18 protein-coding genes and 2 pseudogenes are annotated in these 20,344 nt (G+C 47.6%); 12 read left to right on the top strand and 8 right to left on the bottom strand.

All coding sequences use genetic code 11. From position 1 onward, the window contains the following. From G7Y39_RS13540 to G7Y39_RS11975, 4 genes and pseudogenes are all read left to right on the top strand, one after another. Window positions 1–299: pseudogene (locus tag G7Y39_RS13540) on the top strand (hypothetical protein); the annotation flags it as partial. Continuing rightward, window positions 296–1,423, top strand: coding sequence for an HNH endonuclease family protein (locus G7Y39_RS11985; protein ID WP_241160040.1), 1,128 nt, complete (start codon window positions 296–298; stop codon window positions 1,421–1,423). The pseudogene G7Y39_RS13540 and the gene G7Y39_RS11985, both read left to right, overlap by 4 nt. A gap of 14 nt (window positions 1,424–1,437) precedes the next feature. Continuing rightward, window positions 1,438–1,870 (top strand): annotated as a pseudogene (locus G7Y39_RS11980) (type I restriction-modification system subunit M N-terminal domain-containing protein); the annotation flags it as partial. 84 nt (window positions 1,871–1,954) lie between these two features. Beyond that, window positions 1,955–2,113 carry a hypothetical protein gene (locus tag G7Y39_RS11975; protein ID WP_165157676.1) on the top strand — a complete coding sequence of 53 codons (159 nt, stop codon included), beginning with the start codon at window positions 1,955–1,957 and terminating at the stop codon, window positions 2,111–2,113. A gap of 43 nt (window positions 2,114–2,156) precedes the next feature. Here the strand turns inward: G7Y39_RS11975 and istB are convergent, their stop codons facing one another. Together istB and istA are read right to left on the bottom strand one after the other, a co-directional pair. After that, the gene (gene istB, locus G7Y39_RS11970; RefSeq protein WP_241160039.1) at window positions 2,157–2,885 is read right to left on the bottom strand and encodes an IS21-like element helper ATPase IstB; all 729 of its coding nucleotides are present in this window, start codon (window positions 2,883–2,885) and stop codon (window positions 2,157–2,159) included. A 35-nt stretch (window positions 2,886–2,920) separates the two neighbouring features. Beyond that, window positions 2,921–4,783, bottom strand: a complete 1,863-nt coding sequence (gene istA, locus G7Y39_RS11965) for an IS21 family transposase (RefSeq protein WP_241160036.1) — start codon at window positions 4,781–4,783, stop codon at window positions 2,921–2,923. 166 nt (window positions 4,784–4,949) lie between these two features. On the opposite strand from istA, the gene G7Y39_RS11960 reads away from it, so the two are divergent. The 3 genes from G7Y39_RS11960 (at window position 4,950) to G7Y39_RS11950 (ending at window position 9,232) form a co-directional block, all read left to right on the top strand. Continuing rightward, a complete protein-coding gene (locus G7Y39_RS11960) occupies window positions 4,950–6,404 on the top strand; it encodes an IS1182 family transposase (RefSeq protein ID WP_165157690.1) in 1,455 nt (484 codons plus the stop codon). A gap of 238 nt (window positions 6,405–6,642) precedes the next feature. After that, window positions 6,643–6,930 (top strand): IS66 family insertion sequence element accessory protein TnpB, encoded by a 288-nt coding sequence (tnpB, locus tag G7Y39_RS11955; RefSeq protein ID WP_165157689.1) that lies wholly within the window; start codon window positions 6,643–6,645, stop codon window positions 6,928–6,930. A gap of 919 nt (window positions 6,931–7,849) precedes the next feature. Then, on the top strand, window positions 7,850–9,232 hold the full coding sequence (locus tag G7Y39_RS11950) for an OmpP1/FadL family transporter (protein ID WP_165157688.1): 1,383 nt from the start codon (window positions 7,850–7,852) through the stop codon (window positions 9,230–9,232). A gap of 214 nt (window positions 9,233–9,446) precedes the next feature. Here G7Y39_RS11950 and glgP read toward each other — a convergent pair whose 3' ends face one another. After that, window positions 9,447–12,017, bottom strand: coding sequence for an alpha-glucan family phosphorylase (glgP, locus tag G7Y39_RS11945; RefSeq protein WP_165157687.1), 2,571 nt, complete (start codon window positions 12,015–12,017; stop codon window positions 9,447–9,449). Window positions 12,018–12,089: 72 nt separating this feature from the next. Then, on the bottom strand, window positions 12,090–13,748 hold the full coding sequence (locus tag G7Y39_RS11940; protein ID WP_165157686.1) for a glycosyltransferase: 1,659 nt from the start codon (window positions 13,746–13,748) through the stop codon (window positions 12,090–12,092). Window positions 13,749–13,874: 126 nt separating this feature from the next. Here G7Y39_RS11940 and G7Y39_RS11935 point away from each other — a divergent pair, with 126 nt between their 5' ends. The 4 genes from G7Y39_RS11935 (at window position 13,875) to G7Y39_RS11920 (ending at window position 16,864) form a co-directional block, all read left to right on the top strand. Beyond that, a complete protein-coding gene (locus G7Y39_RS11935) occupies window positions 13,875–14,165 on the top strand; it encodes a hypothetical protein (protein WP_165157685.1) in 291 nt (96 codons plus the stop codon). 2 nt (window positions 14,166–14,167) lie between these two features. Continuing rightward, entirely contained in the window at window positions 14,168–14,716 is a 549-nt protein-coding gene (locus tag G7Y39_RS11930; protein ID WP_165157684.1) for a 1-acyl-sn-glycerol-3-phosphate acyltransferase, read from the top strand. Between the two features lie 91 nt (window positions 14,717–14,807). Beyond that, window positions 14,808–15,593, top strand: a complete 786-nt coding sequence (locus tag G7Y39_RS11925; RefSeq protein ID WP_165157683.1) for an amidohydrolase — start codon at window positions 14,808–14,810, stop codon at window positions 15,591–15,593. Window positions 15,594–15,613: 20 nt separating this feature from the next. Further along, window positions 15,614–16,864 carry an MFS transporter gene (locus G7Y39_RS11920; protein ID WP_165157682.1) on the top strand — a complete coding sequence of 417 codons (1,251 nt, stop codon included), beginning with the start codon at window positions 15,614–15,616 and terminating at the stop codon, window positions 16,862–16,864. An 89-nt stretch (window positions 16,865–16,953) separates the two neighbouring features. Here the strand turns inward: G7Y39_RS11920 and nadD are convergent, their stop codons facing one another. The 4 genes from nadD to G7Y39_RS11900 are packed head-to-tail and all read right to left on the bottom strand — an operon-like array spanning window position 16,954 to window position 19,174. After that, the gene (gene nadD, locus G7Y39_RS11915; protein WP_165157681.1) at window positions 16,954–17,520 is read right to left on the bottom strand and encodes a nicotinate (nicotinamide) nucleotide adenylyltransferase; all 567 of its coding nucleotides are present in this window, start codon (window positions 17,518–17,520) and stop codon (window positions 16,954–16,956) included. Between the two features lie 11 nt (window positions 17,521–17,531). After that, window positions 17,532–17,711 carry a hypothetical protein gene (locus G7Y39_RS11910; protein WP_165157680.1) on the bottom strand — a complete coding sequence of 60 codons (180 nt, stop codon included), beginning with the start codon at window positions 17,709–17,711 and terminating at the stop codon, window positions 17,532–17,534. A 3-nt stretch (window positions 17,712–17,714) separates the two neighbouring features. Continuing rightward, window positions 17,715–18,281 (bottom strand): guanylate kinase, encoded by a 567-nt coding sequence (gene gmk, locus G7Y39_RS11905; protein ID WP_165157679.1) that lies wholly within the window; start codon window positions 18,279–18,281, stop codon window positions 17,715–17,717. Between the two features lie 20 nt (window positions 18,282–18,301). Continuing rightward, window positions 18,302–19,174 (bottom strand): YicC/YloC family endoribonuclease, encoded by an 873-nt coding sequence (locus G7Y39_RS11900; RefSeq protein WP_165157678.1) that lies wholly within the window; start codon window positions 19,172–19,174, stop codon window positions 18,302–18,304. A gap of 184 nt (window positions 19,175–19,358) precedes the next feature. On the opposite strand from G7Y39_RS11900, the gene tsaB reads away from it, so the two are divergent. Continuing rightward, window positions 19,359–20,075 (top strand): tRNA (adenosine(37)-N6)-threonylcarbamoyltransferase complex dimerization subunit type 1 TsaB, encoded by a 717-nt coding sequence (gene tsaB / locus G7Y39_RS11895; RefSeq protein ID WP_165157677.1) that lies wholly within the window; start codon window positions 19,359–19,361, stop codon window positions 20,073–20,075. The last annotated feature ends 269 nt before the right edge of the window (window positions 20,076–20,344 follow it).

Raw genomic sequence — 20,344 nt, 5'->3', positions numbered from 1 at the left:
TGCTCAAACGCAAAAACAAAGTCGGACAGGCATTGCGACAAAGCGCGATGGCCTTATCCCGGTCAAAAGACGCCTTAGGCGCATATTATAGACGCATAAAAGCCCGCACCGGCGGAATACAGGCTAATGTCGCTGCAGCCCATAGGCTGGCGGTCATAATATATAACATGATTAAGAACGGAACCGAGTATGATGAATCAAAAGTGAGCAAGCCATCATTGACCATGCTCGAAAAACGCAGGCTGAAACTACTCGTGTCAATAAGAAAACTCGATGAGTCAATTGCTGCAATTAGTTGAATACCAAATTACTGGATAGGTGTTACTTGGTAGGCAAAGGGAATAAGTATCCAATATTCAAAACACAAAGTTTTTTTGATGACTTATGTGATTTGGGTACCTTTTGGACTTCTATATATACAAATGATGGCGGTTTCTGCGAAGAAGAAGCCGCTAAATATATTCAATGTTTATTGGCTTACCCTAATGAATACTGGAAATACCCTATATCTGTTTTTTATCATAGAAATAAGACACTAAGTAGCGAGGATTTCAAAAAAGCATTTACTCCATATCTAAAAAAACTTATGTCCTTTATGCTCGTAAGATTTATTGAATCTCCGATGGTAAATGCAGTTAAACAACATGTTTTTAATTTCTGTGTAGATACATGGAGAAATGGAGAAATTGATTGTGCTGGATATCAAATTCCTAATGATTTTAAGACTAGAATAAATGCGTTCTCTTCATCTAGAATAACAAAGTCTTTGCTGTTATTGAACGCATATCTTTTTGATGATAAACAAACTCTGATTATTGGAAAATCTGAAATAGAACATATTTTTCCACAAAGCTGGCAGGCTACTAATTATAATGGATGGGAGAAATCAGATGCAGAAACACATTTAAATATGCTTGGAAATAAAATTATTTTTGAAAAGAGATTAAATATTCAAGCAGGAAATAATTATTTTGGAAAGAAAAAAGATCGGTATAAAGAATCTAAAATTCTGGAAGTACAATCCCTGTCCAAATTATCTCAAAATGATTGGTTAAAAGAGGATATTGAGAGACGCAATGTTAGAATAATAGAACGTTTATATGATTTCTTTATGTCTAGTTTACCTGTGGATTCTAATGAAGATATCACTCTTTTGTTTGAATTAAAGGTAGGAGAAGAGATGTTTCAGTTGTATCAGATTGTGGATAATGACACAGGTGGAGTATCTTATCGTTTGAATAAACATATTTATGATATGAATAATGCTGATATTTTTAATAAAATAATGATAGATGAGTCTGATGTTTATGCTGATTTATCTATAGCATTACAAGCAATAGATAAAAAGGCATTTATTAGCGGTAATCTAAATTTAACTGATGATAAATTTCAGAATGACATTTTAAATTATATACGTTCTTGAAAAGAATACACAATATGAGCGAAGAATTACAGCAGAAACTCCGTGACCAACTTTGGGAGGTCGCAAACCGTTTGCGTGGCAATATGTCGGCAAGCGACTTTATGTATTTTACATTAGGTTTCCTATAAATACTTGTCGGAGAAAATAGAAAAGTATGCCAACAATGCCTTGGTGGATGATGAAATAACCTTTAAGGAATTGTGGGAAATGGATGATGCCGATGCGGTGGAGCTACAGGAGGAAGCACAAAACCAATGCTTGGAGAATATCGGCTATTTCATAGAACCGAAATTCTTGTTTTCGTTCGTAATAGAATCTATCAAGCGTAAAGAAAATATCTTACCTATGCTTGAACGTTCATTGAAGCGTATTGAAGATAGTACGCTGGGACAGGATAGCGAGGAAGATTTTGGCGGATTGTTTTCGGACATCGACTTGGCTTCACCGTAAGCATTCGAACAAATACACATTGTACAGCTTGAGGTTTGGTTGTTGCTTTGCAGTAGCATATACAATCCAACCTTAATTATTATGAATAGATTAGAATTTGAAGAATTAGAATTGCAGGTGCAACAAAGTGGCCTGCCATTGAAGTCGTGCCTACAGCAAGTAGGTGTAAGTTATTCAACCTATCACTACTGGCGCAAGAAGTGCATATTCCGGTTGATACCCGTTCACCAATTCCGGTGATACCCGTTCACTCCGTTGGTAATTTTCAGTATCGATGGCAAAGTTAATATTTCTTTCGTAGGCTCTCTCCTGTGAGGCAATATTTTATTGCCTTGTGTACAATCCTGTCTAAACAGGCTTCTGCAATCAACTCGCTTTGGAAGACATGGTACCAGTCTGCGACAGGCAGCTGACTTGCCAGGATGGTTGCTTTCCGGTTGCACCGGTCATCAATGATCTGTTCAAAGTCATGCTGCAGCTGCCCATCCAGCCCGACCATGCCAAAATCATCGATAATGATCAGGTCGTGGGCGTTGAGCTTTCTGAAGAAGTTCGTTTCTCTCCCTTCCAGATGTACCAGCTTCAGCGCTTCAATAAGCATGTTCATTGTAGTAAAGTACAGCACCTTGGTTCCTTCCCGGCAAGCCCTGTCCCCCAGGGCACAGGCAAAGTATGTCTTGCCTGTCCCTGCCGGTCCTGTTATTATCACTGTCATTCCGTTGGTGATGTAGTTGCCTGCAACCAGGTCGCTGACGCCGGCTGCCGACAGGCCGCGCGTCGTGTCGGTTTCAAGTTCCTCCACCGAAGCTTTCAGACGGAAGTTGGCATTCTTGATGAGGCGCCGGACGCGGTTGTTCCGGCGGGTGTCCCTTTCATACTGCAGCATCTGCTGCATGCCTTCACGCAAAGTGAGCTTGTCAAGCCGGTGCGTTTCTTCCAGGGCATTCCAGCAACCGGCCATTCCCGGAAGTTTGAGTCCATGCAGGGCTCTTGCGATTTCATTTGATGTCATAATGTGAATGTTTTTTATATGTTAGACTTGTAACTCTATCCAAAATATGCGCTTCCACGCATGTTCTCATGGTTGGTTGGCGTAGGAGCATCGAAGCGGAACGCCGGTTCATCAGCGGGTTCCTGAAGGCTGTTGCGCTTCAATATCGCTTCAAACTTCCTGTAGGAGAAGACCCTGCATTCCAGGCATTGGCGGCAGGTCTTGTCGATCAATGCCCGTTCATACTTCCGGCTCAGGCTGATGATGGCGGCGCACAGCTTGTAGTATACTTCTTCCGGCCGGTTGGTCCGTTCGGGGTTGAACACTTCCGCTATGTACTCCCTGCAGCCGGGGGATACGTTTGAGGCCCATGCGACATAATAAGCGGCCGACCGTTCCATGATTGCCCTGCAGTTGGAGGCAAGGTGGCTTTTGACGTACGTGTGGCCGTACTCGTGGCTGCGTCTGTGCGAGGCCGCCAGTATGCCGTCCACGTAGATGTTGACCACGGAACGGGTAAAGATGACCAGCGCCTTCTTGCCGACGTGCATGTAAGGGACGGAATAGAAGTGGGTGGTCTTGTCATGGCGGAGCTCGACGAAGCAGTTGCTCTGCACCTGCAGCTCGGCATAGTATTTCATCTCGTAAATGCTTGCGGGCAACGGATTCAACCGGTCCGCCTCCATGGCATGGAAACGTTCCTCGCGGCTGTACGGGCGCTTCTGCATACGGGTCTTGTTGAACAGGGAAAGCTGCTCCCATACAGCCCTGTTCAGTTCGATAATGGAGTGGAACGTGCGGTTCCGGAGCTTGGCATAGATGCGGTTATAGGTCGTCTTCACCTTGTCTTCCACCGGCGCCTTTTGGGTCGGTCTCTTCGGGTCGCACGGCAACACGACAAAGTGATAATGGTTGCCCATGTCTTCAAGCGCCTTGTTCAGCCTGGGCTCATGCCTGTCGTTGGATATGACGGCCGACTTGAGGTTGTCCGGCGTCAGGATGGGGGGCACGCCGCCAAGGTGCTCCAGGCACATCCTGATGGCAAAGATAAAGTCCTCGGTCTTCTGTGACGGGACACATACCACATAGGTGTAGTCGCTGTAAGGCATGCAGGCCACGAAAACCTCCACCTTGACTGTCTCGCCGGTCTCGGCGTCCACATAACCCAACTTGTCACCGGCAAAGTCCACCATGAGCTTTTCGCCCGGATTGTAAGTTTCCGTGAGGACTGCCGTGCAGTCTTTCTGCGCTACCAGGTTCTGTTTCAAGTGAAAATAGAACTGCGACTTGCTGTATCCGCCGGGACAGGCTTGTTTGTATTCCTCGTACAGCAACTGCCGGGTGACATGGAGCTTGGGGTTGCCAAGCTGTTCCTTGTAATAGGGCAGCCTGGACAGGAAGTAGTCCATTCTCGGATCGCTGTATGCCGGATTCCCCGCGTGGAACATACGGTCGAGCCCGGGATCATCCTTGCCAAGCAGCTCCTCGTACGTCCAGCCGTTGAGCCGGACGGTCTTGATGTAATTGTTGACTGTTTCCTTGTTGATGAATAACTTGCGGCTGATGCCGCGGTTGGATTCTCCCAACTGTTTCAGTTGGAGAACCTGTTTGATCAGACTCATATCCTTGATTTTTCCTGCCATATATGTATTGTAATGAAGTGATTTTACAATACATAAGATACGGAAGAATCCGAAAGAATGAACGGGCTTGCTCCGGAAAAAAGCGGCTTTCTTTTCTCTTTTAATTACAGCCGGTGCGTCAACCGGACGGATATGCTCCGGAAAAGTGAGGAATATCCCGGCTTTAGCCGAAAAGTGAACGGACTTGCTCCGGAAAAAGTAGCGGTTTATAGTCACATTTTCTCTTTGAACGGATATGCTCCGGAAAAAGTGCTGTTTTGGGGCTGTTTTGTCCATTTCTTTTGTCCTTTTATGGACGAAAGGGTATCAAAAAAGGACTGTTTTAGAGGGCACTGAAAAAGTTCCTCTATAGGACAGGGGCTGAAATAATCGGCACATAGCAAGTAAAATCTTGGATATGTACCGATTTTTTTGTACCTTTATAGTTATAAAACAGGCCGATATGTTACCACTTCAACAGACTGTTCAGTTCAGTGACTACAGCGAACTCTACGATTTGATTATACCGAAGGATAATCTGCTTCGCAGGATTAATGATCTTGTTGATTTTTCTTTTATCCAGAAAGAACTTATGGATAAGTATTGTCCGGACAATGGCCGCATGGCGGAAAGCCCGGTGATGATGTTCAAATATCTTCTGTTGAAAACCATATATGACATATCAGACGTAGATGTTGTCGAGAGATCCCGTTACGATATGTCGTTCAAGTATTTTCTTGGCATGACTCCGGAGAATACAGACCTGATAAATCCCAGCACACTGTGCAAGTTCCGTAAGTTACGTCTTAAGGACAAGGATCTTTTGAATCTGTTGATTGGCAAGACTGTCGGGATTGCGATAGAGAAAGGTATAATCAAATCCCGCACTATAATAGTCGACGCCACACACACCGGCTCAAAGAGTAACCCATACTCTCCGGTCGAGATACTCAGGCTCCGGTCAAAGCAACTCCGCAAGAACCTGTATGAGCTGGATGAATCAATCAGGGACAAACTGCCATCGAAGAACACCGACGATGAGCCTGAGCATGAGCTTGACTATACCAGAAGCCTGCTTGATGTTGTCAGCTCCAATCCGTCACTTGCCGAAGTTCCCCAAATTAAGGAGCGTCTCAATATGCTTAAAGAGGTGCTTTCTGACATAGAGGACCATTATGTGACATCGAAAGACGAGGATGCAAGAATCGGCCATAAAAGCGAAGACGACTCGTTCTTCGGATACAAGACACACATCGCCATTAGTGATGAGCGTATCATAACAGCAGCAACCGTGACATCAGGAGAGAAAGGAGACGGAGCCCAACTTCAGGAGTTAGTGGAACAGAGTCGCGCGAATGGCATGACGGTTGAAACTGTAGTGGGAGATGCAGCATACTCCGGCAGGGATAATCTTATACTTTCCAAAGATTCGGATAAAGGATTTGAACTTGTTGCGAGGCTCAATCCTTCAATATACGGTTATCGTAAAGACGAAGATAAGTTTGACTTTAATAAAGATGCCGGAATGTTCGTTTGCCCGGCAGGACACATGGCTATAAGAAAGGAAAGAAATGGCATCAGAAAAGGTACTGTAAATAGAACGGAGACTTATTATTTTGATATTGAAAAGTGCAAGGTGTGCTCCCGCAGACACGGATGTTATAAAAAGGGAGCAAAATCTAAAACATATTCTATACAAATTAAATCCGAGCAACATCAGCAGCAGGTCGACTTTGAAAAAACAGAGGAGTTCAGGACAAAAGCTAAGGTCAGATACAAGATCGAGGCTAAGAACTCAGAACTAAAGAATGTCTTTGGATACAATCGGGCAGACTCGTATGGCATAGACTGTATGCGTATGCAAGGCGCAATGGTTATTTTTGCCGCAAATATCAAGCGAATCCTCCGATTGAGCTGACAGAGGCTCTCTGTGACAGTCTGAATGCCGCCATCGGACGCACATATGCCCAAAATGAGGCTTTTTGCAGGCGATTAACCGGCCAAAATGAAAACTCGCCAAATCTTCGGATAAAGACTCGGCGAGTTCTTGATTTTTAGCCTCGGTTAAGAGCATACTGAAAAATGCTTACTTTTTCAGTGCCCTCCTGTTTTACCCTTTTTCGGTGCTGGATGCACCTCCGGAATACTGAACGGGGATGCTCCGGAATATGCACGGTGGCATGGTGATGTACGTCAAACGCCTGGAGGCAGGGCGCTTCAAACTGCCGGAATATGACCCCGGATCCAACAGCTATCCCATGGAATGGCGTGATCTCGTGATGATAGTTGAGGGTATTCAGGAGAATCCGGGCCAGAGGCTCCGGCGGCTGTTACAGCAAAAACGGCCATGCTGTTACAGTTCTGACGAGGTGCCGAAAACGGAGCATACCCACCCAACCAGAACGGCTGAATCCACCCATAATGACGGTCGAAATTGGCTATAAATTGGCATAAAAAACGGAGCATATCCGTTCAATTCAGCTCAAAAAGCGCAAAAGCGGCATAAAAAACGGAGCATGCCTGGAGAGACCGGAGCATGCTGGGACAAATGCCGTTTCGAGTGCCGTGCCGCATAAAAAACCGGAGCATGTTGGGACACTTTTGATGATTTTCGGTTATATAATACTTCGTTAAATTTCAGTTTAGTCCGTTGAGAATAAGCGGCTCAGTAGAAAATTAGTGGGGTGGGGGCTATCTTTTGAGAAGGTCATGCTTACCAACACGCCCCAATGCGACGAAGGCTGAGCAAAAAGTATGTTAGGATACTTGCGCCACGCACCTAAGATACTTTGCCAACGCACCTAAGATACTTGAGGGATGGACCTAAGATGCTTTTTATACGAAGCAAAGCCTAATCGCGTGACGGATATCGTTTCCTCCAATACATTTCTTATGATTCAAGAAGCAGAAACTTGGATTTTGTCTCAGCCTGATGTCTTGAAGAAAGTGGGCTAGAGGTCCTTTGTCCCAAGTGCTGGGACAGGTAACTCCCAAGGCATGGGACAGTACACTCCCAAGGCATGGGAGTTATCAGTCCCAATGCTTGGGACGGTACGCTTTCGCCGTATTAAGAAAGCGGCAAATGTTTTAGCCTTAATCCTGTCGGTTTCACGAAAGACCAGTGGGTTTGTATGATCTTTCATTGGAGGTCGGAGTTGCGTCGCTCATCTCTTGTCGTAAAAAGGCGGCGTATAAACGCTAAGTCCTCGTTCGCCCCCGAGGATATCTGAGTGATACCATGTGGTTGTAACATGCGTTTGCACAGTACTTGCTGTTTTGTGCGGCACATTTTTGTTAAAAGTGTGCAGTTTTTGAAAAAAGTATTTATCTTTGCAACCGTTTTGTAATCAAGAAAAGTAAAACATGAAGAAAAAAGTAGTATTAGGTGCGGCATTGATGATGATGCCTTTGGCCTCTTTCGCTGGAGGATATTTGACGAATACGAATCAGCATGCAGCCTTTTTAAGGTCACTTTCGCGAGGTGCTGCAATTGATATAGACGGCGCTTTGTCAAACCCGGCAGGTCTCTCTTTTTTGCCGACAGACGGTTTCCGCATAGGTGTGAGTATCCAAAGTGCTTTCCAGACCCGGGATATCGATGCCTCTTTCAGTACGTACAATGGTTTCGACCCAGTGAATAAGGTGCCGACAGTGAGTGACGTTCCCTATAAAAAGTATTACAAAGGAAAGGCAGCCGCTCCTGTGATTCCGAGTGTTTTCGCGGCTTACAAAAAAGGAGATTGGACCATCTCTGGTTTCTTCGCCATTACGGGTGGGGGGGGTAAGGCTTCGTTCGACGATGGCCTGCCAATGTTCGAATCGGCTGCTATGGCCGGTATCTTCCAGGAAAGTGTGGCGAATTATATAAAGACCGGCGGTCAAAGTCCCTTGGTCACGCCGGATATGTATACTATTAATAGTGCGATGGACGGTAAGCAGTTTATTTATTCTCTGCAACTTGGTTTGGGATACAATATCACGGATTGGCTTTCTGCTTTTGCCGGTGGCCGGATGAACTATTTCTCAGGGAGCTATGACGGGTATCTGAATGCGAAACTCAAACAGGATTTAGGCGGATCGGAATTGATGGCGCTGGCTTTGGATTGCGACCAGACAGGTTGGGGGCTGACACCGGTTTTGGGGATCGATGTCAAATATGGTAAATTCAATTTCGGGGCTAAATATGAGTTTAAGACGAACCTGAACATCGAGAACAATACCAAGGAGTTGGATTATCCCGACAGTGCGGAGGGCTTGGTCGGCCCTTACAAGCACGGTGTGAATACGCCGAACGATATCCCTTCCATGCTTTCGGTAGCAGCCTCTTATCGGTTTTTACCCATGTTGAAGGCTTCTGTAGAATATCACTTCTTCGATGATAAGAAGGCGGAAATGGCCGGTGGAAAGCAGAAAGAACTGGAAAGAGGTACGAATGAGTATCTGTTTGGTATAGAGTGGGATGTTGTCAAGAGGTTGACCATTAGCGGTGGCGCTCAAATTACAGATTACGGTTTATCTGATAACTTCCAAAGTGATGTTAGCTTCTCCTGCGATTCTTATTCGCTGGGCTTTGGCGCTAAAGTGATGTTGAGCGAAAAAATGGCTTTGAACGTGGGATATATGTGGACTACTTACCACGATTATACCAAGAAGATGGACAACTACTGCGGCACGGGACTTCCCGGGCAGAATGTGTATAGCCGCACCAACAAGGTATTCGGATTAAGTTTGGACTACGCCTTCTAAGCTTGAAAATATTCGTGTCATCCTGAAAAAGGAAGCTGCCTGCCGTGCGGCTTCCTTTTTTTGATTCATGGGTATTCGAACGGACGATATGGGCTATGCTTTACGGCTCATAACCATAGGCTTTAGTCGCTGTAAAGCATAGCCCCGGGTATGGCAAAAAAAGAGGGTGCATGACGCACCCTCCCTTTTGACTATTTGTTTTGCTTGTTGCCGATTATAACTGAATCCAACGTACATAAGCGAAGTCCATGCGGTGAGGTAATTCCTTGTTCACAGGATATACGCGGAAGCTTATCTTATGGTTACCTGCCTCGGAAGGTGTTGTCGTTAATTTGAAGAATAGTTTAGAACCTTCTTCCTTCATCAACTCGAATTGAGCGGTGTTGATCAGCTCTAAAGTATGTTTCTCCGGATCTTCCTTCGTGACAACTATTTCAGCGCCTAACATACCTTGCAATTCATGACGGTCGATTACCAAGTTGAAGTTGTATTCTTTTCCCACAACCGGTCCGTTCACCGACAGATCGTGATCGCAAGTGAAAGACTCTACTTGGAAGCTATCCCAATGTTGAGCTACTTCTTCTTTCCAGGCAGCTATTTGTTTAGCGATCTCGAAGTTGTTGGCGGAGATATGAGCCGAACGAGTAGCCAATTTATGATAGAAACGATTCTCATAATCGTCCAACATACGTTTCATCGTATAATCCGGAGCGATCTTAGCGATAGAGTTCTTGATATACTGAATCCAGTCTGGAGAATAACCCTTGCTGTTCTTAGCGTAGTAAGTCGGCATGATCTCTGTTTCCAAGATGTGGTAGATCGTAGCGGCATCCAACTGATCTTGATATTGTTGGTTCTCGTACGTACGCTTGTCGGTCAATGCCCAACCCGCGCCTTCTGCATAACCCTCATACCACCAACCGTCAAGAACGGAGAAGTTCAATACACCGTTCATCTCGGCTTTCTCGCCGGAAGTGCCGGAAGCCTCCAAAGGACGAGTCGGAGTGTTCAACCATACGTCTACACCGGAGATCAAGCGGCGAGCCAAACGCATATCGTAGTTCTCCAAGAAGATGATCTTTCCTAAGAACTCCGGACGGCGGGAGATCCCGACGATGTGCTTGATCAAACCTTGACCACCTCCATCAGCCGGGTGGGCCTTACCGGTGAATACGAACTGAATCGGGAATTTCTCATTGTTGACGATCTTAGCCAAACGGTCTAAGTCCGTGAACAACAAATGCGCACGTTTGTAAGTCGCGAAACGGCGACCGAAACCGATCAACAAGGCATTCGGGTTGATCTTCTCAAGGATAGAAACTACCTTAGAAGGATCACCTTGGTTCTTCAACCAGCTGTCTTTATATCGAACACGGATGTAATCGATCAATTTATTCTTCAGGGTCATACGGAGATTCCAGATTTCCTCGTCGGGTACATTCTGGATTCCTTCCCATTGTTTTCTGTTAGATTGATCTTTGAATAAGTTTTCACCTAGTTTATCCGCATAGAATTTCTTCATCTCCGTAGCGGCCCAAGTCGGCATGTGTACACCATTCGTTACATAACCAACGTGCAGTTCATCCGGGAAGTAACCTTTCCAAACCGGGGCGAACATGCGCTGAGACACTTTACCGTGCAGCCAGCTTACGCCGTTAGCCTCTTGGCAAGTGTTCAAGGCGAATACGCTCATGGAGAATTTCTCGTGAGAACCCGGGTTCTCGCGTCCCATATCGATGAAATCTTGCCAGCTGATACCCAGCTTGCCGGGGAACTCACCCATGTAACGTCCGAACAAACCCTCGTCAAAGTAATCGTGACCTGCCGGAACCGGAGTGTGTACCGTATAGAGGGCGGAAGCACGAACCACCTCCAGCGCTTGGTTGAATGAAAGGCCGTCGTTCTGGATATAATCTACCAGACGTTGAGCGTTGATCAAAGCGGCGTGTCCCTCGTTGCAGTGATAAATCTGTTTCTTGATACCCAATTTGTTCAGCATCATGATACCGCCGATGCCCAACAAATATTCTTGTTTCATACGGTTCTCCCAATCGCCACCGTATAATTGGTGCGTGATGGAACGATCCCATTCGCTGTTCTGAGGAATATCCGTATCCATCAGATACAAAGGTACACGACCTACGCTGACTTTCCAGATATAAGCGTAAACGATCCTGCCCGGATAAGGGACTTCCAATACCATCGGCTCTCCGTTCGACTGCAATACTTGAGTCAACGGCAGGGCGTTGAAATTTTGCGGCTCGTAGTTGGCGATCTGCTGACCGTCCATGGACAAAGTCTGTGTGAAATATCCGTAACGATACAAGAAACCTACGGCACATAAATCGATATTGCTATCGCTGGCCTCTTTCAGGTAGTCGCCGGCTAATACTCCCAGACCGCCAGAGTAAATCTTTAATACATTGGTCAAACCGTACTCCATGCTGAAGTAGGCTACAGAAGGTTGTGTCTTGTCGGGTTTTACATCGATATAAGCTTTGAAATCAGCGTATACCCTTTGGATCTCAGCCATTAACTCCTTGTCTGCCAAGATCTCTTCCATACGTTTGTGTGAAAGGCTTTGCAGTAGCAGCACAGGGTTACCTTCTGTAGATTTCCAAAGTTGTTTGTCGATCTTGCCAAATAGTTTAGCGCCTTCATGATTCCATACCCACCAAAGATTCGTAGCGATCTCATGAAGTGGTTCCAACTGTTGTGGAAGCTTGGAATGTGAGTAAACGTCCTTCCAAATAGGACTGTTCGCGTTATTCGCCTTAATTTTCATTATCGTGAAGTTTAAAGTGTTTGTCTGAAACGAGTGCAAAGATAGTATTATCTTATTAACCATGAGCAATATTTAATTATTTCTTTCCTCGGCATGCTTCATGGCAATGTCGAATGCGGTCAGATAATAATCGATAAACTTGCTCCATTCCGCTTTTCGAGCGAGATCGAAACAACGCTGTTTGATTGCCTCGACGTCCGTAGCATCCTTTTGGCTGAGCGTCAGGATGGAGTTCATGATAGCGTCCGCTACCTCAAAATAATTGAAATCTGTGCGATTGATAACCTCCACGCCTTCGCCGAGGTCATCTCCGGATACCGTTTTCTTCGCCCACATACCAAAACCTGCCAGATTGGTCGTGATCGTCGGTATACCGAAAGCGATACTTTCCAGCGGGGTATATCCCCACGGCTCGTAGTAGGATGGATATACGGTAACGTCCATTCCGATCAGCACATCGTAATAGGTCTTATTGAAAATACCTCCTTTTTCGTCTAAATAACAAGGGACAAATATGATTTTTAGTTTTTCGGATGCCGCGTTCGTGAAACCGGCGTGGTTGATATAACTTAAGACCTTATCTTCCGGCATATTATGCAACCAGTGTGTGATGAATGGAACTTGAAGCGGAGAGGTCGTTTTTAGGTCTTGCTCGATCGCCTCTTTTAGATCCGCGCGGGCGGTACGTACCCAAGCCGGTACCAGGATAAAGGCAACGACCTCACGCTGTAGGCGTCCGGATGTACGTACACGGTTCATTGCCTCGATGAAGACATCGATACCTTTATTTCGGTATTCATAGCGGCCACTGGTGGAAACCAACAGAGCGTTCGGGTCGATGGAGCAGCCCAATAATTTCTCCGCTACGTTAATCAACGTGCGGCGTGCTTCCTCTCGCTTTTTAGCGTATTCCTTTCCCTCGGGCACGAAGTTGGGCTCAAATCCGTTCGGGGTGACGATATCCGGCGCCTTATCCAATAATTGTTTACATTCCCGGGCCGTGATATCGCTTACGGTCGTGAAGCAATCCGCGTAATGGGCGGCCTGCTTCTCTACGGAATGCTTGGCCTCCATGTTTAACTCCTTAGCCATCTGATCGCCGTTGTAGCCGTCCATATAGGCGTATAACGCTTTGTTGTTACCGGCGATAGAGCGTCCGATCGATGTGGCGTGTGTCGTGAAAAGTGTCGCTATGGCAGGGATCTGCTTTTGAATATAAAGCGCTCCCATGGCCAACATCCATTCGTTGAACAGGGCGGCAACTTTCCTGTTCTCCAGCCTGTAAAAGTGATAGAAACTCTCTATTACCTTACCAACCGCGTATGCGAAGATACAAGACTCATCGTAATCGCCGTAGGCGTGGATGGAGTCAACTTGGAAATTTTCCCACATAGAATAGAAAAAGGCGTCTCGTTCATTGAAGTAGGATTTGAAATCTACCAGTATAACAGGGGGGGTACCCGGTACGTCCCAGCGGCCAATCTTAACTTTCAAGTGATCCACTTCCTTGGCGTGTATTCTCCAATCCTCAAACAAAGAGGCCTCTTCCGTAAAATCGGGAGCTGTCGTGTTTGCCCACACATCCGGGCCGATGAATATTACTTTGTCGTTAAAAATTTGTTGAAGCGTATGCGCTTTAGTCGATAGTACGGTATAAATACCTCCCACTTTATTACAGACTTCCCAGCTGCTTTCAAAGAGAAACTCCGGCGTCTTTATCATTTCGTTCATATTTGATTTGTTTATAACCCATGATTTCACCGCCGCGAAGATAATTCATTTTATGTTTTTCTTGACCTTTCCTCGGTATTTAATAACATATGTCCTATATTTGTGGATAATTAAATAGGAACTATTATGGCTAAAAGGAGAATCTTAAAGAAGGAGATCAGCTACGTGGCGGGTGAATTATTCACGGAAACGCTGGTTTGCAAATTGTATATACCCGGAGTAAATCAAGAGAAAGCGGATGCTTTGATGGCTCGTATCCTGGATATGCAAGAAAGTTATATCGGTCGTGCCGGGCACCCGGACGGTAAGGATGACAGGACCTTGGTACGGAATTATTATCGCAAATTAAGGACGGACTTGCAAAATGAGAGTAACGCTATCGCCGACGAGATAGAGGAGTTGAGCAAGGACAAATAGGCATGAAGAAAGCGATTTGCAAGGCGATACTCCGTATGGCGGGGTGGAAGCTGGGTCCGGTAGATGGCGTGGATCTGCCGAAATGTATCGTATGTGTGGCTCCGCATACCAGCAACTGGGATTTTATCGTAGGGAAACTTTTTTATACCTCGATCGGGTGTAACGCCGGTTTCCTGATCAAGAAGGAGTGGTTCTTTTTCCCTTTCGATTTGTTGTTTAACCGGCTGGGAGGTGTTCCGGTGGATCGCGGTAAATGCACATCGGTGACCGATCAGATGGTGGAACGTTTTAAGACCAGCGAGCGGTTTCAATTGGCCGTGACACCGGAGGGCACCCGGAGGCGGGTCAAGGAATGGAAAAAAGGATTCTATTTCATCGCTTTGAAAGCGAGCGTGCCGATCGTGGTGGCTTATTTTGATTATGGAAAGAAAGAGGTGGGCACGAAAGGTGTCTTTTATCCGACGGGTGATGCGGATAAAGATATCCGCACGATACGGGAGATGTATCGGGGAGTTGCCGCCTGCCATCCTGAGAATTTCGTACAGGTATAGGCGTTTTAGGGTGAAGGGGCAAGCGTCTCCTCGCCATGAGACTGTTACCTTGCCGCACGATGTCTTTTTATTACCTTAATATATTTATTCTATGACAGAAGACTTACGTATCAGCATGATACAATCCCATATTATTTGGGAGGACCGTGAAGAGAACTTGGGTTATTATGGCGAGCTGTTGCGCCGCGTTAGTGGAAGAACCGATTTGGCGGTATTGCCGGAGGCGTTTACCACGGGGTTTTCCATGGACGTGGAGAAACAAGCCGATACGATGGAGGGCCAGACCGTGCCGGCTATAAAAGAATGGGCCGGGGAATATGGACTGGCCGTGGCCGGGAGTTTTATCGCGAAAGATAACGGGAAGTTCTACAACCGGGCCTTTTTCATCACCCCGGAAGGAGAGGAGTATTATTACGATAAGCGTCATTTGTTTCGTATGGCGGAAGAGGACAAGCGTTTCTCGGCGGGCGACAAGCGCTTGATCGTGCCTTACAAAGGCTGGAACATTTGTTTGCAGGTTTGTTATGACCTGCGTTTCCCGGTTTGGAGCCGAAACGTGAATAACGAATATGATCTCCTGATTTATGTGGCCAATTGGCCCGAGGTCCGGAAGAAGGCGTGGAAGGCATTGCTGCAGGCCCGTGCCATCGAGAACATGGCTTATGTCTGTGGCGTGAACCGTGTGGGGGTAGATGGGAAAGGTTTTATTTTCAAGGGGGATTCCATGATTTATGACGCGAAAGGGGAGAAATTGGCGGATGCCGGGAAACGGAAGGAGGCCACCCGGACATGTACCTTGAGGAAGCGCGAGCTGGATGAGTTCCGGGCCAAGTTCCCGGCGTGGAAGGACGCGGATGGATTTACTATGGACCTCTAATCGCCTAATACCTGCTGAGTATGGAAAAACGTAATCCTTGGGCCTGGATCCCGTCTCTTTATTTTGCCGAAGGCTTGCCCTACGTGGTAGTCATGACGCTCTCCGTGATCATGTACAAACGTTTGGGAGTGTCGAATACGGATATCGCCTTGTTCACCAGTTGGCTTTATTTCCCTTGGGTGATCAAGCCCGTCTGGAGCCCGTTCGTGGATTTGATAAAGACGAAGCGTTGGTGGATTTATAGCATGCAGTTGTTGATTGGCGGGGGAATGGCCGGCGTGGCGTTTGTCCTTCCCGGGGATTTCTTCCTGCGGTTTACCTTGGCCTTCTTTTGGCTGATGGCGTTCAGTTCCGCTACGCATGATATCGCCGCGGATGGCTTCTACATGCTGGGCCTGACGGAGGAGCGGCAGGCATTCTTCATCGGTATCCGGAATACCTTCTACCGGGTGGCGATGCTGACCGGACAGGGCCTGCTGGTCATGTTGGCGGGACTCTTGGAGGAGCGTACCGGGCGGGTCCCCTTCGCCTGGAGCCTGGTGTTTTTCGCGGTGGCCGGCGCCTTTATCGCCCTGGCTTTGTGGCATAGGTATATTTTACCCCGTCCGGCGAGTGACGCGCAACGTGCGAATATTACCCCTCGTACCCTCTTTGTGGAGTTTGGCAATACTTTCGCGCGTTTCTTCAGGAAGAAGGGGATTGTCCCGGCTTTGCTTTTCATGTTGACGTATCGTCTGGGGGAGTCCCAATTGGTAAAGTTGGCTTCTCCCTTCCTGCTGGACGGGCGAGAGGTTGGCGGGTTGGCGCTCAGCACCGGCGAGGTCGGGTTCGCCTATGGTACGGTGGGGGTGATCTCCTTGTTGCTCGGAGGGGTCTTGGGAGGCCTGGCGATATCCCGGAGAGGCTTGAAGGCTTGGTTGTGGCCGATGGCGTTGGCCATCTCCCTGCCGAACCTGGTCTATTTGTATATGGCTTATACGATGCCGGAGAGTATCGTTGTCGTGAACGCTTGTGTCGCGGTCGAGCAATTCGGCTACGGGTTTGGCTTCACGGCCTACACGATGTACCTGATGCTTTTCGCCGAGGGGGAATACAAGACCTCGCATTACGCGATCAGTACCGGTTTCATGGCGTTAGGCATGATGCTGCCGGGAATGGTGTCGGGATGGATACAGGAGCAGATCGGCTACCAACATTTCTTTATCTGGGTAATGATCTGTTGCCTGCCTCTATTTATGGTATTGCCGTTCTTGCGCTTCGAGAAAGAATAATCGGATAAGATCGATCTCGCCCGCCTTCGCGACGTTCTCCCGGATGAATCTCCGGCTTGAACCGGATAGGAGGTCCGCCTCTACCGGTGCTATCTTGTCGCGTAGTAGGGGCGCACCCCTTCCGGCAGGAAGAAACGGATGTCCTTGCCGGCTTGGTAAGCGTCGCGGATGAAGGAGGAGGAGATTTCCAGCAAAGGGGCATCTACCTTTCTCACGTCCGGATAGATCTCCGGGATCGAGATGTCGAATCCCCGGCGGGGATAAATCAGCAGTTTGTAGCTGCGGAGTATCTCCTCGTGTTCTTTCCATCGGGGGAGAAGCTGCCAGTTGTCGGCTCCCATGATGAAATAGAAGTCCCGATCCGGATAATTGCGGGACAGGGTTCGCAAGGTATCGATGGAATAGGAGGGTCTCGGCAGGTGGAACTCGACATCGCAGGCCTTGAACTTCGGGTATCCGTCGATGGCGGCCCGGGTCATCTCCAGCCGCAGCGCGTCGTCGAGCAGGCCCTCCTTTTCCTTCAGCGGATTGTGGGGCGTGACCACGAACCACACCTCATCCAACCCCTCGAACTCACACAGCCAGTTCGCCAAGGCGAGATGGCCTATGTGAATGGGATTGAACGATCCACTGTAGATGCCGGTCTTGAGTCCCATCCGATTTTTAGTTAATCCCTCTTTTGCCAACCCTTGTAGTTTATGAAACAAATGAATATGTTGAACAGCAGGGCGCCCCCGATGATATACTCCTTATAATAGAGGCTGATGGCGCCCAACAGGAGGCTCGCTATCCCACAAACGACAGAAAGCCCCGTCATAAAACGGGTGTTCTTGAAGCGATTCGGCATAGACTATGGGTTTAAGAATTCCCGGATGATCGTCAACGCCTCTTTCCGGGCCGTCTCCAGATCATCGTTCACGACAATCTTGTCGAACTGCCCGGCGAATCCCAGTTCATACTCCGCCTTGGCGATACGGCTCTCGATCACTTCCGGGCGGTCTGTCCCCCGTCCTTCCAATCGCTTCCGCAGCTCGTCTATGGAGGGAGGTTGGATAAAGACAGACAGGGCGCGGTCTCCATAGAATCTCTTGATATTGCGTCCGCCTACCACATCCACGTCGAAGATCACGTTGTCCCCCTCGTTCAAGATACGTTCCACCTCGCTCTTTAACGTCCCGTAATAGGTGTCGGCATACACCTCCTCATATTCCAGGAAGTCTCCATTGGCGATACGACGACGGAACTCCTCCGGCGTAAGGAAATAATATTCCACACCCTCCTTCTCGCTCCCCCGGGGAGCCCGGCTGGTGGCCGAGATGGAGAAACGAAGGTGTAAGTCTTGTCTCAAAAGATAATTGATAATGGTTGATTTCCCGGAACCCGAGGGTGCGGAGAAGATAATTAATTGGCCGGCCATTCTCGTTAACCTGATTATAATTATAATACGTTTAGTACCTGTTCCTTGATTTGCTCCAGCTCATCTTTCATCTGGACCACGATCTTCTGCATCTCGGCGTGGTTGCTCTTCGATCCGAGCGTATTGATCTCGCGTCCCATCTCCTGCGCGATGAAGCCGAGCTTCTTGCCTTGGCCGTGTCCCGTCTCCATGGTCGAGATAAAATACCTCAAGTGGTTATCCAGGCGGCTCTTTTCCTCGTTGACGTCCAGCTTCTCGATGTAATAGATCATCTCCTGCTCGAAGCGATTCTTGTCGTAGTCCTTCCCGGCGATCTTCTCCAAGTTATCCGCGATACGGGCCTTGATCTTCTCGATGCGTTCCCTCTCGTATTTCTCCACCTCCTTCAACAGGGCGGCGATATTGGCTATCTTCTGTCCGAAAAGCTTTTGAAGCATGGCTCCCTCCTGGACGCGGAAATCAGACAGGTGCTTGATCGCCTCCTTTACCGCGGCCAGAACCACTTCCCATTCGGATTCGTCCGGTTCCGCGGCCTCGGACTTGATGGCGTCCGGCATCCGCAGCAGGGTCTGGAACCAATCGCCCGGAACACTGATGTCCAGTTTCCCGGCGATCTCCCGGATCTGGTTGTAATAACTCTCTACGGCGGCAAGATTGATCTGCGTAGGAGTCTCTTTGCCGATATATTCTATAAAGATGTTGAACTCAACTTTCCCCCGCTCCAAAGATTGAAGTAACAGGCCCCGAAGCTCCATCTCCTTTTCCTTGTATATGGAAGGAATACGGGTGGACAAATCCAGTTGCTTGCTGTTTAAAGCCTTTATCTCTACGGTTACTTTTTTCGAAGGAAGCTCGGCAGTAACCTTACCGAACCCCGTCATTGATTGTATCATTTTTCTCAGAAGTTTGCGCAAAGATAGTGGTTTCCTTTTAGATTTGACGTTTATTTTCTCATAAATAGGTGTTTCTCACAGGGCTGCCTTGTGATAGCATAATGAATTTTTGTATACCTTCGCAGCCTGATCCGCTTGAAGGATTGAGATCGTTTGTTCGTTCAATTGTTAACAGTTAATTAGTATGTCATTGATTTTAAATATCGAGACCTCCACTTCCGTATGTTCGGTAGCCCTGTCGGAAGGGGAGGAGGTGGTCTTTGAGAAGGCCTCGTTCGAGGGACCGTCTCACGCGGCGTTATTGGGAGTTTACGCGGAAGAGGCGTTGAAGGTCGCGAAGTCGGAGGGACTGAAACCGGACGCCGTGGCGGTAAGTAGCGGACCTGGATCGTATACGGGGTTGCGTATCGGGGTGTCCGTGGCCAAAGGACTATGCTTTGGGTATGATATTCCTTTGATCGGTATTCCTACGCTGGATGTTTTAGCCTCTGCCGCTATCCGGAAGAATAAGGAGGAGAGAGGCTGCTTGTATTGCGCTATGTTGGATGCCCGCCGTATGGAAGTCTACGCTTCGATTTATGATTCCCGCCTCAACACGATACGTGCCACGGCCGCTGATATCGTGGATGCGGATTCGTACGCATCTTTTTTGGAGAATGGCAAGGTTTGTTTCTTCGGGGACGGTGCCGCCAAATGTAAGGCGGTAATCACCTCTCCGAACGCCTGTTTTATAGACGGTATCTATCCGTTGGCTGTAACTATGGCATCCTTGTCGCGGAAAGCATACGATGAGGGCCGCTTCGAGAATGTGGCTTATTTTGAGCCTCTCTATTTGAAAGAATTCCAAGCGACGGTCGCTAAGAATAAAGTGCTGAACGAGGCATTGGGGAAAAACAAATAAGAGCGAGGGAAATCCGCTAAAGACGCAGAGACCATCCGGTTCCATAGCGTCGTAAGCTGTATCCGTCCGAAACCGTCCGACTTGTTTTTTAAGTTCAAGTCAGGCTTAGATTTTGTCTTCGAAGTTGCAAGGGAGGAGACCGGTAAGCGTCCAAGCACAGCCTGAGTAAAACCGACTACATTCGCGGCTGTAACATTAATCTTGATAAATTATGTATTACAGCAACGAAGATTTTGAAAACTTTTACATTCGCTACAAGGCGGAGGGTC

The organism is Parabacteroides sp. ZJ-118 (genome assembly GCF_011038785.1).
In the GTDB taxonomy this organism is placed as follows: Bacteria; Bacteroidota; Bacteroidia; order Bacteroidales; family Tannerellaceae; genus Parabacteroides.
Note: the sequence above shows the minus strand (reverse complement) of the source record. Positions and strands in the feature narration are given on the sequence as shown.